The sequence below is a fragment of the Paenibacillus tianjinensis genome, assembly GCF_017086365.1.
Taxonomy (GTDB): Bacteria; Bacillota; Bacilli; order Paenibacillales; family Paenibacillaceae; genus Paenibacillus_AQ; species Paenibacillus_AQ tianjinensis.
Map to the genome: position 1 here is coordinate 287,593 of NZ_CP070969.1, position 17,010 is coordinate 304,602.

A 17,010-nucleotide genomic window follows, 5' to 3' on the forward strand; every position below is an offset into this window, starting at 1 on the left:
GTCACCATTATAGCCGCAGAGGCGAAGGAGATGGCACAATGACAGTGAATGCAAACCAGAAAGTCCTGAAGAAGGTATTGGGAGTCGGATTGAGCGCAGTAATGGGGATGTCGCTGCTGGCCGGGTGTTCCTCTAATGCAAACGGAAACGCGAATACCGCGTCAAACGGAGGAACAGCAACTGACGGGGGCAGTAAAGAGCGCGTTACGCTGAAGGTGGAAATCTTCGACCGCGGTAACAGCCCTGCGCCTTATACCATTACCAACAACTATCTCTCCAATATGGTGCAGGAACGGTTCGGTGATCCGAACAACATTGATGTCGAATATGTTCCGGTTCAACGCTCCGAGGAAGTTACGAAGCTGAACGTACTGATGGCCAGCAACACCGATGTGCCTGATATTGTGTTCACTTATGATTCCAGCGTGTTCTACCGTTACGCCCAGCAGGGCGGTCTGACGGATGTTGGAGCACTGATTGAGGAGCACGGGCCGAATCTGAAAAAATTCCTCGGTGAGGATACCCTGGCATTCGGGCAGCTCGACGGGAAGCAGATGTCCATTCCGGGTAAGCGGGCGATTACAGGCCGCTACAGCTCCTACATCCGTCAGGATTGGCTGGATAAGCTGGGCTTGCCGGTGCCGACAACAACAGATGAGCTATACACTACTTTGAAAGCGTTTAAAGATAAAGATCCGGGCGGCCTCGGCAGCAAAAATATTCCGATGGGCATGGCGCTCGCTCCGGCCCAGTTCGAGACACTCATCTATTCCTTCATCAAACCGATAAAGGGCGATCTGACCTACGGCCAGCGCTATGAGCTGCCGCTGCATGAAGGCTTCAAGGATGCGATGCAGTTCCTGAACAAGCTCTACAATGAAGGGCTGGTCAGCCAGGACTTCAGCTTGGATGAAGATAAAACGCAGCTGGCAAAGGATGTCCAGAACGGCAATGTCGGCTACTGGTCTGAAGATGTGGACAATATCTTCTACGCAGAAGGTACACTTGATAATCTCTACAAAAATGTACCGGGCAGCAAAGTGACGGCGGCAGACGTCCTGACCAACGCCAATGAGGGCAACAAGCATATTAAATCGCGTTATGCCTCGAACGGGATGTACATCATGATCCCTAAGAGCAGTAAACGTGCGGTGGAAGCCATTAAATATCTGGACTGGATGGCTTCGGACAATAATCTGATCGATATCTACAGCGGGGTTGAAGGTGAAAACTATGATCTGGTTGACGGTATACCGGTAGTCAAAGCGGATGTTGCCCAAGAGTTTGCTGACCGTCTGTTCAATGCAGGCGACATGGCGATCATCTCAAACGGTAAAAACATTGGCGACCAGGCAACCAATGAAAAAGCATGGATCAGCGGCTTCCCTGAACGAAACCAGGAAATGCTGAAGCAATCCATTGATATTGCCAACACTGATACGGTTGGGCCTATCGTCTTCGGTAAACCGATTGAAGCGGAATCCAAGTACGGGACTACCCTCAATGACAAGCTGGCTGTAATTATCGTTAAGACAGCTATGGCTAAGCCAGAGCAGTTCGAAGCGGTTTACGAGCAGGAAATGAAGGACTTCATGTCCCTGGGCGGAACCAAGCTGAAAGAAGAGCTGGAAGCAGCACTTAAGGATTTGTAAGCATCATAAATAAATATAAAAAGGGAACCGGAGGGAGCTGGTACGCCGCTCCGTCCGGTTTTTCTTCCCAAGGAGGGAACCGGCTTGAGTAAAGTCAGCTACTTGAAGCGGTATTGGCAAATGTACGCGCTGCTTTCACTGCCACTCATTTACTTCATTATCTTCCGTTACGGGCCGATGTACGGTGTGCAGATTGCCTTTAAGGATTTTAATCTGTTTCAGGGAATCGGCGGCAGTGAGTGGATCGGGTTCGACGCATTCCGCGAAGTGTTTAACATGAGAGAGTTTTACACCTCACTGCGCAACACCTTTATGCTCAATTTTCTGGATCTGGTAGTCTCTTTCCCGGCCCCTATTATTCTGGCAATTATGCTGTATGAAATTAAGAGTGCCTGGTTCAAAAAGATTTCGCAAACTATTCTTTACATTCCTCACTTCATCTCCTGGGTTATTATCGGGGGGATTGTCTATCAGTTGTTCGGCAACCAGTCCGGTATGATTAACGAGGTACTGCAAGGTCTGGGGCTGAACCCGATTCCTTTTCTGACTGAAAAAGGTCCATGGCTCGTAACTTACCTGTTCACAGGGGTCTGGCAGAGCGCCGGCTGGGGAACAATTCTCTATCTGGCAGCACTAACCGGCGTAAACAGAGAGCTGTTTGAAGCAGCTGAGGTTGACGGAGCAACACGGATGAAGAAGATCTGGTATATTACGCTGCCAAGCATTAAGCCGACGATCGTTACCTTGCTCATTCTCAATCTTGGTAAAATGGTCAGCATCGGCTTCGACCGCCCATATGTTATCGGCAATACGGCGGTACGTGAATATTCCGATGTGCTGAGTACCTTTGTATACCGGATCGGCCTTGAATCCGGCCAGTACACACTGGCTACCGTAGTCGGATTGTTCCAGGCTGTGGTCGGTCTTGTATTCATTCTTGGCTCCAACTATATTTCGAAAAAAATGACCGGAAACGGTATTATCTGATAAAGAAGAAGGAGGCGGAGTACTATGAGTGAACGTACTTCAAACCGGATATTTGAAATTGTCATTGTTACCTGTGTAGCCTTGTTCGTTCTGTTCTGCCTGGCTCCGTTCTTGCATGTTATTGCAGTATCACTCAGCTCCAACCGTGCTATTACTTCCGGTGAAGTTACGATTTTTCCGATTGAATTGAACTGGAATGCCTATATTCAGGTATTCTCGGATAATGCAATGATCCGCTCCCTGGGCTATACGGTGATACTTACAGCTGCAACAACTGCACTGTGTATGCTCTTCACCATTGCCGCAGCCTATCCATTGACCAAGGGGTACCTGAAGGGCCGTAAGACATTTATGGTTATTATCATTATTACCATGTTCTTCAGCGGAGGGATTATTCCTGAATATTTGCTGATGCGCGACCTGCGCCTGCTCGATTCCACCTGGGCACTTATCCTTCCCGGACTGGTCAGTCCGTTTAACCTGATTATCCTGATCTCCTTCTTCAACAACATTCCTCAGAGTCTGGAAGAGTCGGCCGAGATCGACGGCAGCTCTTTCTTCCGTACACTGGTAAGCATCGTCCTGCCGCTGTCCATGCCTGTGCTGGCTACGCTGGCCCTCTTCTATGCAGTCGGCAGATGGAACGGGTTCCAGGATGCGCTGATGTATATCAACAGCCCTGAACTGTACCCGCTGCAGCTCAAGCTGTTCCAGATGGTACAGAACAACATGGTCTCCGAGCTGACACAAATGGAGGGGGCAAGCCGCACTGCGCTGACTCCGGAAAGCCTCAAGGCGGCGACGGTTATCTTCGCTACGGTGCCGATTCTGCTTGTCTATCCGTGGCTGCAGAAGTATTTTGTCAGCGGTGTTATGCTGGGTGCCGTTAAGGGTTAAAGCTAACGGCTGCTCAGGCAAAGAACAGAAAGGAGAACAAGGCTGTGGAAGACAAAGGAGCATTCTCATTCTCAACCTGCTGGAATATTAAGCGGCATACGGAAGGCAGCGGCATGCTGCGGGAAATCCGTGAGCTTGGCTTCCGGCGGGTGGAGCTGAACTATAATGTCACCGAAGCAATGCTGACGACGATTGAGCCGATGATCGAGCGGGGGGAAATCGGCATCTCCAGTGTTCACAACACCTTCCCTCACGTTCCCGATCCTGATTACGGTACGGATTCCGTGCTGCTGGGCTTCGGGGATGAGACGAAGCGGCAGCGGGCGGTGGAGCTGCTGGTCCGTTCGGCTGAGTACGCCCAGCGCTACGGCGGTGAGGCCGTGGTGGTGCATCCCGGCGAAGTGCCTTTTCCGAATGATATCGCCAAGGAGCTGGAGCAGCTCTACAGCGGACAAGGCAGGGATTCGGAGGCGTACCGCAGCAAGTGGGCGGAGCTGCTGGAACGGCGGGAGGCTTATAGCGCCAGCTATGTGCAGACAATTATCCGCAGCCTGGATGAAGTATGCAACCGCGCGGCCTCCAAGGGCTTAAACGTCCGCTTTGGAATCGAGACACGCTCCCGGCCGCAGCAGATTCCAACGCTCGCAGAAGCCAAAACAATAATAAGCGCGTTAAAGGGTGCACCTGTCGGCATCTGGTATGACACCGGACACGCCATCATGATGGACCGGATGGGCTTGTACGACAGTATAGGAGAGATGGAAGGACTGATGGATGATATTGTGGGCGTTCACGTCCATGAGACCATTGGCCTCTCCGACCACTGGTGTCCCTATGTGAACAGCGGGAATATGGATTTCTATGATGCCTATTTGCCGATGATTGAGCGGGCGCAGGTCAAGGTGTATGAGCTGAAGGCGGCCTGCCGGCCGGAGGATATCCATGAGAGCCACCGCCTGCTTACGGCTAAGCTGGCGGGCAGGGGGTAGGCGGCATGCTGAGGCGGAGGATAAGCTGAGTGAGGAAGACTGGATTATGAGCGATGAAGACCGCAAGCTGGCTATCCGGTATGCCCCGTGCTTATGGTTTGACCGGAACGAGCCGTTTTTCCCGGCCCGCTTCGGCGTAACGGTACTACGGGAGGACGGGGAGTCCCCCTCCTTCCGGCGCAGCCTGAACGTGAGCCGTCCCAAAGTGAAGGCGTGGAATACGCGATATATTACGATTATGATATCCAGCAGTCCCGGACGTATCCGCAGGGAGCTGGACCGGCTGTAGATAAGTATACGAGGTCCAGTTATGATACAAGAAATGATTCTTAATGGAGGGAACCATCATGTATAAGCAACTGGTAGCCAGCAATGATCTGGCGGTAGAGAGCGGATTATCCCGGCAGGTGCTTGATCCGGAGAGCCGTTATTACGGAGGCACCATTGATCCCGGCACGGGCGTGGCTTGGGTCAATCACACTACCGGCACACCGACCGAGATGTGCTATTGGGGGGCCGCCCTGGTAAACCCCGATTCCAAGTACTACCGGAACGAAGAGCTGCTGGACCGGCTGCGGCTGGCAACGGAGTTCGTGCTGCGCGCCCAGCATGAGGACGGTTCCATTTCCCCAGGCTGGACGAACTATCATTCCCCGCCGGACACGGCCTTTGTCATCGTCGGCTATGCCCAGCTCTATCAGCTGCTGGCGCAGCAGCAATGGCAGCCGCTCCAGCCCGTGCTGGACAATATGAGGCTGTTTCTTGAGCGGACGCTGCCGGTCATGCTTACGGGCGGCGTCCATACCCCGAACCACCGCTGGGTCATCTGTGCTGCGCTTGGATTTCTGCATGAACTATTCAGGCTGGAAGAGCTTGTGCAGCGGGCGGATCAGTGGCTGGCAGAGGGAATGGACATTACCCCGGACGGAGAATGGACGGAGCGGAGCAACGGCATTTACAGTGCAGTCAGCGACATCATGCTGATTCATGCCGCCCGCCTGCTGGACCGGCCGCAGCTGCTGGAACCGGTCCGTCTGAATCTGCGGATGATGGTCTATCTGGTCCATCCTTCGGGCGAGGTCGTGACCGATTATTCCGGGCGGCAGGATCTGGGGAGTGTCCATGATCTCTCCCCGTACTATTTGCCCTACGCCATTCTGGCGCGTGCAGACAACAATGCGCAGTTCGCAGCCATGGCGGAATGGGCCGGGCGGGCGCTCAGCCACCCGGGCGTCTGCTCGGCCAATGTGCTGGTGAGGATGCTGCTTGAGCCGGAGCTTCAGCAGTCTTTCGGGGCAGTGGCAGAGCTTCCCTTGAAGTATGAGACGCTACTGAACGGGGATTTCCTGCGGCATAGCTATCTGCAGGACATGGAGGCCGCCGGTCATCAGGGGCGGATTTTCCACAGCCGGCTGCATACCGATTTCGGGGCACCCGTTGCCCGCTTTAGGGATGGAGATACCAGTGTAACGCTGATCACGGAGACACCGTCTTTCTTCGCGCTGCGCCATGGTGCTGTGCGGCTGCTGGCCGTGCAATTGGCGTCTTATTTCAATCCGGGGTTCGTCCCGATGCAGGAAATGACGAAGCTGTCCGCCGGATATCGCCTCGCGGGCGAGCAAAAGAAAGGGTATTATGGTCCAGTCGAAGAAGCCCTTCTTCCGCCGACTGCCGCAGCAGCGGTCAGCCCCTGGTATCTGCTCCCGCACCAGAGCCGTCCGCTCACGCATGAGCAGGCGTTTCGCGTGGAGACGGAGGTGCAGCGCACAGACACGGGCTGGACGATTCGGGTGCATGCCGAGGAGCCGGGAGAGGTTATGACCCAGCTGTCCTTTGTTTTTGGCCGGGAAGGCAGCTTCACTTCTGGCGAGCTGCAGGCGGTAGAAGAGGATTGCTACCTCTGGAGCGGAGGCGTTCTCCGCTATACCAGCGGCGAAGACTGGGTGGAACTGACGGGGGGAGAGCTTGGTCATCTGGCGAGTGCGGTACGTGAAGCGAAGCTGCAGAACAACTGCAAGGCAGTGCTGGTCAACGTGATGACCCCGTTCGATAAGACATTCACCCTGACGCTCTCTCCTTCTATGAGAAGTGTCTAATCTCTGAGAGGATCGGCGGATTCCTTGACTTCTTAAGCTCATATGTTAGAATTACGAGGCCTAAAATTCTAATATAAAGAAGTGAAGTTATGCTAGAGCTCAAGGTAAAGGGGAAACGGGGCAGCCTGATCCTCGACAAGTATTTTTCCGGAGAATCCATAGATTACCGCCAGATGATAGCGTTATTTATACCGCTTCTGGTTGATCAAGCCTTTATTGTCGGTCTGAATCTAGTGAATACGGCGATGATCAGCTCGTCCGGTGTGGCGGCGATCAGCGCCGTTAATATGATCGATTCACTTAATATTTTTCTGATTAGTGTGTTCATTGCAGTTTCCACTGGTGGGACCGTCGTTGTCGCCCAGTACAAAGGGAGCGGGAATGACCTAATGGTCTCCAAAGCTACAGCCGGTGCAGTCTCATCAGTCTCTTTGATGGCGCTATGCATCGGCTTGTTCGGGATTGTGTTCCATGGTCCGCTGCTGAACCTGCTGTTTGGCGCGGCTTCGCCTGAGGTAATGTCCAATGCCCGGACATATCTGATCGGCAGCAGCCTGTCCTATCTGGGTATCGCTGTTGTAGAAGCGGTCTGCGGCGCATTGCGCGGAATCGGCAGGACCCGGGCTTCACTCGTGCTGTCCCTGATCATGAACCTGATCTATGTTCTGCTGAATTTTGTATTCATCAACGGTCTGCATATGGGTGTGTTCGGTATGACCATTGCCATCAACATATCCAGATATCTGGCTGCTGTCTGTGCGCTTATCTATCTGTTCCGGATGGACAATACGCTGCATGTGAAGATCCGCGACCTGCTGGTCTTGAACTGGTCAATGCTCAAACGAATTATGAATATCGGCCTGCCGTTTGCTGCAGAACAGATGTTTTTTAACGGCGGAAAGATTCTGACCCAAGTGTTCATCGTCAGCCTGGGCACCTATGCGATTGCCACGAATGCCATCACGTCCACCCTGGCCGGAGTCATGCAGATTCCTGCGAATGCCTTGTCCCTGACGCTCATTACAGTGGTAGGCCAATGCATGGGCAGCAGAAATGTGAAGGATGCCCGGAAATTCGTCAAATCGTTTCTTTGGCTGTCATCCGCTTCCTTTGTGCTGATGGCGCTGCTGATTTTCCCGTTTTACCATCCGCTGGTGTCCTTGTTCCATCCTCCGGCTGAAATTATCGATGACATTTTCCTGGTCTTCCTGATCAATTCCATTGCCCAGATTCCGCTGTGGTCCATCAGCTTCATTACACCATCAGCACTCCGGGCCGCGGGTGATTCCAAATATACATCGATGGTCTCGATGCTGTCGATGTGGCTGTTCCGCGTCGTGCTGGGATACCTGCTCGGCATCCAGTTCGGGATGGGCATTGTCGGCGTATGGCTGGCGATGAACTGCGAGTGGGGCGTGCGGGGCTTCATCTTCCTGCGGCGGTTCCTTGGAGAGAAATGGGTTCAGCATAAGGTAATCTAATCCAGGGTCGGAGCTGGATGTTATATATATGAATTCTGTACAGCCTCATTTGGGGTAAAACAGATCTGGTACGGGGGCCGCTTTCAAGAGAAAGCGGTTTTTTTGGTGCGATTTAGTCTGCGCGGATCACGTTTTATCCGAATAAATGACAATAAACCTACTAATATTTCCTTTTTTACTATGAGTTGAATCACGCAATTACCCCAATTTACAGCAAAAATACTACAGATTATAGTAAGTAAAAAAATTGGGCCCAAGCACCTTTGCAGTACGTCTGTTGATCTACCAATCTATTAACTTTGAGGTCATGGAGGAATCTAATGAAGCGCAGAACAATGAATCGCTTATTTTCCGGCACAATCGCAGGGGGAATGCTGGTTTCTACTTTGCTGGCCCCTGCCGCTTTTGCGGCGCCTTCCGCCGGCAGCAAGATCACGTCGGAACAGGCGGCAGCTATTCTTAAGGGATTGACCCCGGCACAAAGACAGGCACTGGAACAGATCAGTGTAAGTTCCGGACCGGTTATTTCGCCCGAAATTAACACGGAGAGCACAGATCTTGTCAACGTTATCGTCCAGTTTATCCCTGAACCGGCGGCAGTAGCCGGACTGGCAGACTCCGGAAAAATGCGGAAGTTTTCTATGGCCTCCGCGGAAGACCAGGTAGAGCAGTCCCATAAGGAATTCAAGGCTTTTATCGGTAAACTGAAGATCAACAAACTGGAGAGCGGCCGCAGCGCATTCGCGTATAATCCGTCGGAAATTTCAATTTATCAGGAGTACCGCGAAGCTTTTAACGGTGTGGCTGTAACCTTGCCGGGCACTGCTGTGCAGGATTTGGCGAGTTCCGGTCTGGTCAAAAAGATCTGGAATGATACTACAGTTCAATTGCCGGGGGATACGGTTGTTCCTACTGATCTTACAGGGGAAGACAACGCCGCTGATTTAACTGCAGGAGAAGAGGCTGCCGACACCAGCAAGCTGATGATGGAGAGCTTTCCGGTCATTGGAGTGGACAAGCTGCATGACGAGAACATTACCGGTAAAGGCATTAAGGTAGGTATTCTGGATACCGGGATTGATTATAATCACCCCGACTTAACCAGCGTTTATCACGGATACCGTAAGACCGAAGGTGAAGATCTGGCAGCTGTCGATCCGGCTACCGTTAAGGGCTGGGACTTTATCGGCAATGATGCCGATCCGATGGAGACCACCTACAATGATTGGGTAGCAGCCGGTGAGCCGGAATCTGAATCGGAGTATTTCACGGCCCACGGTACGCATGTAGCCGGGACCATTGCCGGGCAGCAGGCCAATGATGTCGATTATGCCGCCCTGGGCGTTGCGCCTGATGTCGAGCTTTATTCCTACCGTGTCCTTGGACCTTATGGATCAGGCGCGAACAGCGGCATCATCGCCGGGATTGACAAGGCCGTTCAGGACGGCATGGATGTTATCAACCTGTCACTTGGTTCGAAGTTAAATGATCCGCTCGATCCGACGTCCATAGCCATTAACAACGCTATGCTGGCCGGAGTTGTCAGCGTAATTGCTGCAGGCAACGACGGCCCGGCAGCAGGCACGCTCGGAACACCAGGGGCAAGTGCACTGGGTATAACGATCGGTGCCTCCAGCGTGCCGATCGCCATTCCTACGGTTACGGCTTCCGTATATGATGCGGCCGTTCCGGCAGCCGCAGGTGAAGAGTCTGCTGCTGTTACGGATACGGTCTACCAGTCGCTGAACATGAAGCTGTTCGGTGAAGAGTTCAACTATGAACCTGCCGGCATCGTCGGCACAGAGCAGGAGCTCGTATATGCAGGTCTTGGTAAGGCTGGTGATTTTGCAGGCATTGATGTGGCTGGCAAAGTTGCCCTTATCGCACGCGGAGAGATCGGCCTGAACATCAAAATCAAGAATGCCGCCAAAGCCGGTGCAATCGCGGCCATTATCTATAATAATACAACCGGTTATATCGATAATTATCTGGGTGAGGCTTCCGGATATATTCCTACCTTCCAGATTGAGCAGGCGGCAGGCGAGAGCCTGAAGAAGATGGTCAAGCCTTATATCAGCTTTACGGATGTAAGCGACGCGGTGTCGCAGGGCGATCTGCTGGCTGATTTCAGCTCGCGGGGGCCCGTGTCGGGAACAGATGACATCAAGCCTGACCTTGTAGCTCCGGGTGTGGCGGTATTCTCCACCTATCCGGTATATATGAATGATCCGGTCAACCAGAGCAACTATGATATCGCCTATACGCGGATGTCAGGTACTTCCATGGCGACTCCGCATGTCACCGGCATCGCCGCCCTGATTCTGCAGAAGCATCCGGACTATACGCCTTTCGATGTAAAGGCTGCGCTTATGAATACCAGCGTTGACTTAAATAAGGACTATTCGATCTATGAAGTTGGCGCAGGACGAGTAGATGCTTATCGTGCAGTTCATGCGGATACGACCGTTAAGGTGCTGGATACAACCACCAGCGTTTCCGCTGACAATGAGTATGTTGAGATTGCCGATATTACCGGCTCCCTGAACTACGGAAGTGTGTATACCGAAGAAGGGAAGACCACTTCAGCCAGCAAGACGCTGGAGCTGGATAACGGGGGGGAGAACGCCAAGACCTATCACCTGGAGCTGGAGCTGCCTTCGAGCGCCCCGATTACACTAAGCAGAGACGAGGTATCCGTACCTGCAGAATCCAGCACAACCTTCAGTGCCCAGCTGCTGGTAAATGATTCGGTGCCGAACGGAACCTATGAAGGATATATTCATGTAATCAACGAAGCAGATGCTGCGGACGTTTACCAATTGCCGCTGCTCATCCGGGTATCAGACAAAGGCCTCGATTACCTGGAAATGGATCCGCCCGCAATTTCCAATAACTATGTGATGCATTCCTATTCCAACTGGGTTACAACTGCCTTTTTCTCTATGAAGAGCCCGATGGAGACTATGGATGTCTATCTTAAGGATTACAAGACCGGAGAGGTATTAGGATTCCTGGGCACTGTGAATACTGCAGATCTAGCTGTAGGTAAAGACCTCATGCTGCTCAATATGTTCAAAGGTTATGTCTATCCATTTACAGAAGACGGCGGCATCTCGAAAGTCTCCCGCTTTGTTCCAGAGGGCGAATATGCGCTCGAGGCGTTCTCCATAGATGCGGGAGGTGAAACCTATCAGGTGGAATCCCCGATGACGCTGGTAGATAATACATCGCCGGAACTTTCACTCAAGTCTACGAATGCTGCCGGAGATACGGCTTCGCTGACTCCGCAGGTCTTTGAAGTGGATGATTCGATGTTCACGACAGAAACGTATGACGGTAAAGATATTTCCGCTATCTGGGTACACGGGAACATTACGGACAGCAGTGTGAAGCCGCTGCAAGAGGCGGGATATTCCTATGATCAAAGCGACAATAAGGTAGCCTTTTATGAATACGGCAGCCCGTTCATGTCCGGTTACTTTAAGGCGGATAAGAACGGGGACTTCCGTTACGGGATTACGAAGGAAGACTTCGCATTGGAACCGTATGAACTGCGGCTCTTCGGCTGGGACCCTGCAACGGTAGGGACGACCTGGCTGGGCAATAAATATGTGTATCTGACCCCTGATACCACTTATGCGCTGACCGAGCTGGATAAGAAATCGGTGCAGGTGGGCGATACCTTCACTGCTACAATGAACATGAATAATCTGAAGGCGTTCACCGGAGCAGAGTTTACCCTGCAGGAAATCACAGGTGCCTTCGAACTGGAGTCCATCGGGGCAACGGACGAGGTCAAAGCGCTTGCGGCGAAGCAAGGGGCTGCGGTTGACGTTCAGCAGGATGTATTTAATGAATTCTACAGCAGTGTAAAAGTGAACCTGCAAGGTGAAAACCTCGCGGGGATCGACGGTGATGTGCCGCTGCTGACCCTTAAATATAAGGTAGCCGACGATGCGTATTATAATAAGGTGGCTACCATTCTCGCGACCGACCTTTACGTGACTCAAGCCGGAGCGGAGGAAGCTGTATATACACCATCTTACACAACCGATTATATGGCTTTTGTATCCCACACTTCGCGCCTTTATGGATACGTAAGTCCGGAAGCCTTTATGGTAAATGGCGAATTCCTGCAATTCGGTAAGGATTACAGCAAGATGAACTTCAACGTGTATGCAGAGACCGAATCAGGTAAAAAATACACGGCAACAATTGACAAGAATGCCCAATACAACATCAAATCCATTCCTGCAACGGATGAGGTAATTAAAGTAACCTTCAAATCACCGGGACATACTTCCCTCAGCTATTCGATGACTGATTATAAGCTTGAGAATGGCAAGGTGATCGGTGCACAGCAGCTGTTGTCCCTGAATGGCGCGCTGGCCGGGGATGTCAACGGCGATGAAGTTATTGACATTCTTGATTTGCAGCAGGCTGGATTGGCTTACAAGACCAGTGATCCCAAGTCTGATATCAACCAGGACGGAACCGTGGATGATACAGATATCCAGTTCATCGTGAACAACTTCCTGAAGCTTGGCCAGAGTGCCGCAGTCGATGCGGTGGCTAAGGACAGCACCGGAGGTGTTGGCTTGGATGAGATGCTGGAGCAGATCAAGAACGGTACGCTTGGTAACGGCGGCGGCACTGACAATGGCGGCGGCACTGACAACGGCGGCGGCACTGACAATGGCGGCGGCACTGACAATGGCGGCGGCACTGACAATGGCGGCGGCACTGACAATGGCGGCGGTACTGACAACGGCGGCGGCACTGACAACGGCGGCGGCACCGACAACGGCGGCGGCACCGACAATGGCGGCGGCACCGACAACGGCGGCGGCACCGACAATGGCGGCGGCACTGATAGTGGCGGCACTGGAACGGGCAGTAGTAACACGGGCAGCGTTAACACTGCGGCCGCGGTTACTGAGCAAACCGTTTCGGCCTCCGATTTGGCTGCTGCAGCTAACGGTGTAGTCACAATTGAAGGTAAACCGGGTGTTCCGGTGAAACTTCCGGCCAATGCCGGAGAATTGCTCAAGAGCAATGGTTTGGCTGTGCGGACGGATGCTGCAACAGTAACCCTCCCGGCTGAAGTACTGCAGGCATTAGCAGCACAAGCTAATGATAATAATCAGGGCAATATCTACTTGACTGTTACAGCCAAGGCGGCAACACCTGAATCTTCCGAAGCGGGTGTAACGCTGTCATCGGGTGGAGTTTATGATTTCAATCTGTCCTACAAAAAGGCAGACGGGGAAGAGCTCCGGCTTACAGCCTTCCCTAAAGACGTGCAGCTGACGCTGTCTTACAGCAACAGTCTGAATGCCGATCTGGCAGGCATCTACTATCTGAACGATAAGGCCTCCGCTTGGGAATATGTGGGCGGCAAGGTCAATACAGCACAGCATACCATCACCGCAAATGTAAGTCACTTCAGTACTTACGGTGTACTGGCTTACGATAAGAGCTTCACCGATCTTTCCGCTTCGCACTGGGCTGTGGGAGCCGTTAAGGCATTGTCCGCGAAGCACATCGTAACCGGACAGTCGGAAACGCTGTTCGCTCCGAATGCGAAGACAACACGCGCAGAATTCGTAGCAATGATCGTACGGGCGCTGGGACTGAATACGGAAGCTGCTGATAAGGCATACTTCAGCGATGTTCCGGCTGAGGCCTGGTATTCAGATGAAGTTGCTTCGGCGCATGCAGCCGGTCTGGTTAACGGAATGACACAGACGGCATTTGCGCCTAATCAGAGCATTACCCGTGAAGAAATGGCTGTTATTGCGATGAATGCTTACGCATATGCAGCAGCGAAGCAGGCTGGTGCTTCTGCCCATACTAAGGAGTACAAGGACCAATCATCCATTTCATCCTGGGCACAAGAAAGTATCGGCCAGGCTGCAGGCTTAGGAATTATGTCCGGGCTTGACAGCGGCCTGTTCGCTCCAAAAACAGCGGCAAGCCGCGCGGAAACGGCACAAACTATTTATAACCTGTTGACTGCAGCAGGCGAGTAATATCAATGTTACACAGATGAAATAAGGATGCAGCTACAGTGATTTGGAATAGCCGGGAGGATTACCGTTGCAGAAGCGGTAACCTCCCGGCTTTTTTAGATGGAATGACTCGTGGATCCGTCTTTTCCTTGTATAATAAAGGGAGCTTACTGCTGTACTTTAACGGAAAAGAGGACTGAAGAATGACTGAGGGGAAAATCATCAAGCACTACCGGGAGAAGCAGCAATTAACCCAGCGGGAGCTTGGTCAGGGGATTTGCTCAGTGACTCATTTAAGCAAAATAGAGCGGGGCATAACCGAGTATTCCCCGGAAATCATTGATTTGTTATGCGAGCGTCTTCAGATTAATATGGCAACAGAGGTGGAACGTTTTCATAAGACCCAGCGCAAATTAAACGAATGGCATGGTGCGATGGTGATGCAGCGGACGGAGGAAGCGGAAACCCTGAAAGCACAAATCGAGCAGGAACCGCTTAAGGATCTGCCGGACTACAAGATTCCATACCCTCTGCTGTTAATCCGTTCCCATCTTTACAATAATGATTTGAAGCCGGCCGCCCGGCTTATTAGAGATATTCAGAAGGATGAATATGCTTCGCTCTATGTGCGCAACTATTTCAAACATCTTCAGGGAATCTATTATTTTCTATCCGGGCAATTTCTGGATTGTATCGGCGTTTTGACGGAGATCGACGAGTCAGAGTATACCGAACAGGAGTATTACTATCATCTGGCGCTTGCTTACCACTCGATTCATTCCAGTATTATCGCCTATTATTATGCTGAAAAAGCGCTGCAATATTTCCGCAAGACGCTTAACCTGGTGCGGATTATTGATACAGAGACCCTTATGCTGATCCAGCTCAGCGTGAATGAACCGCATCATTTTGCGGTAGCCAAGCAGTCCTATGAGAATTTAATTAAAGCCTGTGAGCTTTGCGGGTCTATGGACCGTAAGTACAAGCTGCTGCATAATCTCGCCTATGAGCATCTGCGGCGGGGATTGTATGGGGAAGCAGCTGATCTCTTCGAGCAGGTGATGGAGCTGCTGAGCGGTCCGGACCATTCGTTCTACCTGACCGTGCTGGACTGCTATATCACTTCCTGCATGGGTGCAAAGCGCCTTCCGGTATCCGAACTGCTGGCCTTAACGTATCAGGGACTGACGCTGGCGCGCGACCGCAAAGACAGCCGGGCAATTAACTTTAACTTACTGATCCTGTCACTGAAAGAGGATTGGGGACCCTATTACCGATACATCGAGGAGGAAGCTCTGCCCTATTTCCGCAGCAATGGCGATACTTACACGATCGAGCGGTATGAGCGCAAGCTGCTGTCCTACTACCTCAAGAGCGGAGAACGCGATAAAGCACTGGAGCTTTCGCTTACAATGATTAGCGGCATGAGCAGCGGCTTGGAGGATTATTGATAACTTCGTGCGGGATGAAATGAAGAGAGGGTTCGGATATCAAAAGAGAGACTGCTCTACAAGCAGAGTATAATCTGCAAGAGGGAGTCTCTCTTATTTTGTGATGTTATTCTGCAGCGGCCGAAGCCGATTCTTTACCGGCAAAAAAGTTCGGCAGATACTCCCTGTTCGCCTCCAGCATCTCATCCAGCATAGCGATAGCCACCTCTACGGAAGGTACGAGTGGATGATGGGCGAGCGCCTGGACCGCCAGGCTGCGGTCGCCGGTAACGGCTGCGTCAATCGCCAGCTGCTCATACGTCTTCACGGCATGGATCAGCCCCTTAGCCATCGGCGGAATCTTAGTCAGCGGCAGCGGCAGCGGTCCCGTCTTGGTCACGACACAGTTGACCTCAATGCTGGCATCCTCCGGCAAAAAGCTGAGAATGCCGCGGTTCGCCACGTTCAGCGTCTGGATATCATTCGTGCCATTGTGCAGTGAACGCATCAGGTTGACGGCCGCTTCGGAATAAAAGGCGCCGCCGCGCTGCTCCAGCTGCTTCGGCTTCTCCTTCAGCTCCTGGTTGCTGTAGATTTCGAACAGCTCTTCCTCAACACGTTTGACTACTTCGGCGCGGTTTGCGCCTTGCTTGGCGGAGGCCAGCTGCTCTTCGAGCATGGCATCGGTCATGTAGAAATATTTCAAATAATAAGAGGGCAGGGCACGCAGCGACTGCAAGAATTCCGGATTCCATTCCCGGGCTGGGACGTTCTTTGCACTGTATCCGGCCGTATCGTCCAGCATGTCGTCCAGCTTGTCTTCCCCCTCGACATCAATCCTTGTAATCCAGTGCAGATGATTCAGCCCTACAAACTCAGCGTATATCCGGTCTGGGGCAGCATTGTATTTTGCTGACACCTGCTTAATTAGCCCGATGGGCGCATTACAGAGGCCGATGCTCTTCACCTTCGAGTATCTCAGCACCGCTTCGGTCACCATTCCCGCAGGATTGGTGAAGTTCAGCAGCCAGGCGTCAGGGGCGAGTTCTTCGATATCCCGGCAGATATCCAGAATGACCGGAATGGTGCGCAGCGCTTTCATCATTCCGCCCGGGCCGGTCGTTTCCTGGCCGATGACGCCGTATTTGAGCGGAATAGACTCATCGCGGGCGCGGGCGGCCAGCATGCCGACACGGATCTGGGTGCTGACGAAGTCGGCACCGGCAATCGCCTCGCGGCGGTCAGTTGTCAGATGGACTGTAATCGGCAGTCCGGATTCCTGCACCATCCGCTTAGCCAGACTGCCGACGATGTTCAGCTTATGCAGTCCGGGTTCAATATCCACGAGCCACAGCTCAGTCACAGGAAGCTCCTTGTGATGGAGAATGAAACCTTCGATTAGTTCAGGTGTATAGGAAGAGCCGCCGCCGATCACGGCGATCTTGAGTCCTTGGTTAGCTGCCAAGA

The 17,010-nt window shown here is 52.5% G+C and carries 10 protein-coding genes; 9 read left to right on the forward strand and 1 reads right to left on the reverse strand.

Annotated features, from left to right (window positions below; translation table 11 throughout):
- The first annotated feature begins 38 nt into the window (after nucleotides 1-38).
- From JRJ22_RS01340 to JRJ22_RS01380, 9 genes are all read left to right on the forward strand, one after another.
- Nucleotides 39-1,652, forward strand: coding sequence for an extracellular solute-binding protein (locus JRJ22_RS01340; RefSeq protein ID WP_206102806.1), 1,614 nt, complete (start codon nucleotides 39-41; stop codon nucleotides 1,650-1,652).
- A 120-nt stretch (nucleotides 1,653-1,772) separates the two neighbouring features.
- Nucleotides 1,773-2,639, forward strand: coding sequence for an ABC transporter permease (locus JRJ22_RS01345; protein ID WP_206104933.1), 867 nt, complete (start codon nucleotides 1,773-1,775; stop codon nucleotides 2,637-2,639).
- A gap of 24 nt (nucleotides 2,640-2,663) precedes the next feature.
- Nucleotides 2,664-3,536: a carbohydrate ABC transporter permease gene (locus tag JRJ22_RS01350; protein WP_206102807.1), complete on the forward strand. Its 873-nt coding sequence runs from the start codon at nucleotides 2,664-2,666 to the stop codon at nucleotides 3,534-3,536.
- 44 nt (nucleotides 3,537-3,580) lie between these two features.
- The gene (locus JRJ22_RS01355; RefSeq protein WP_206102808.1) at nucleotides 3,581-4,525 is read left to right on the forward strand and encodes a sugar phosphate isomerase/epimerase family protein; all 945 of its coding nucleotides are present in this window, start codon (nucleotides 3,581-3,583) and stop codon (nucleotides 4,523-4,525) included.
- Nucleotides 4,526-4,571: 46 nt separating this feature from the next.
- Nucleotides 4,572-4,814 (forward strand): hypothetical protein, encoded by a 243-nt coding sequence (locus JRJ22_RS01360; protein WP_206102809.1) that lies wholly within the window; start codon nucleotides 4,572-4,574, stop codon nucleotides 4,812-4,814.
- Between the two features lie 58 nt (nucleotides 4,815-4,872).
- Nucleotides 4,873-6,621 carry a hypothetical protein gene (locus JRJ22_RS01365; protein WP_206102810.1) on the forward strand — a complete coding sequence of 583 codons (1,749 nt, stop codon included), beginning with the start codon at nucleotides 4,873-4,875 and terminating at the stop codon, nucleotides 6,619-6,621.
- 89 nt (nucleotides 6,622-6,710) lie between these two features.
- Nucleotides 6,711-8,102 carry an MATE family efflux transporter gene (locus JRJ22_RS01370; protein WP_206102811.1) on the forward strand — a complete coding sequence of 464 codons (1,392 nt, stop codon included), beginning with the start codon at nucleotides 6,711-6,713 and terminating at the stop codon, nucleotides 8,100-8,102.
- A gap of 320 nt (nucleotides 8,103-8,422) precedes the next feature.
- Entirely contained in the window at nucleotides 8,423-14,134 is a 5,712-nt protein-coding gene (locus tag JRJ22_RS29385; RefSeq protein ID WP_206102812.1) for a S8 family serine peptidase, read from the forward strand.
- Between the two features lie 182 nt (nucleotides 14,135-14,316).
- Nucleotides 14,317-15,564, forward strand: a complete 1,248-nt coding sequence (locus tag JRJ22_RS01380) for a helix-turn-helix domain-containing protein (protein ID WP_206102813.1) — start codon at nucleotides 14,317-14,319, stop codon at nucleotides 15,562-15,564.
- A 106-nt stretch (nucleotides 15,565-15,670) separates the two neighbouring features.
- Here the strand turns inward: JRJ22_RS01380 and JRJ22_RS01385 are convergent, their stop codons facing one another.
- On the reverse strand, nucleotides 15,671-17,008 hold the full coding sequence (locus JRJ22_RS01385) for a 6-phospho-beta-glucosidase (RefSeq protein WP_206102814.1): 1,338 nt from the start codon (nucleotides 17,006-17,008) through the stop codon (nucleotides 15,671-15,673).
- Nucleotides 17,009-17,010 lie beyond the last annotated feature (2 nt).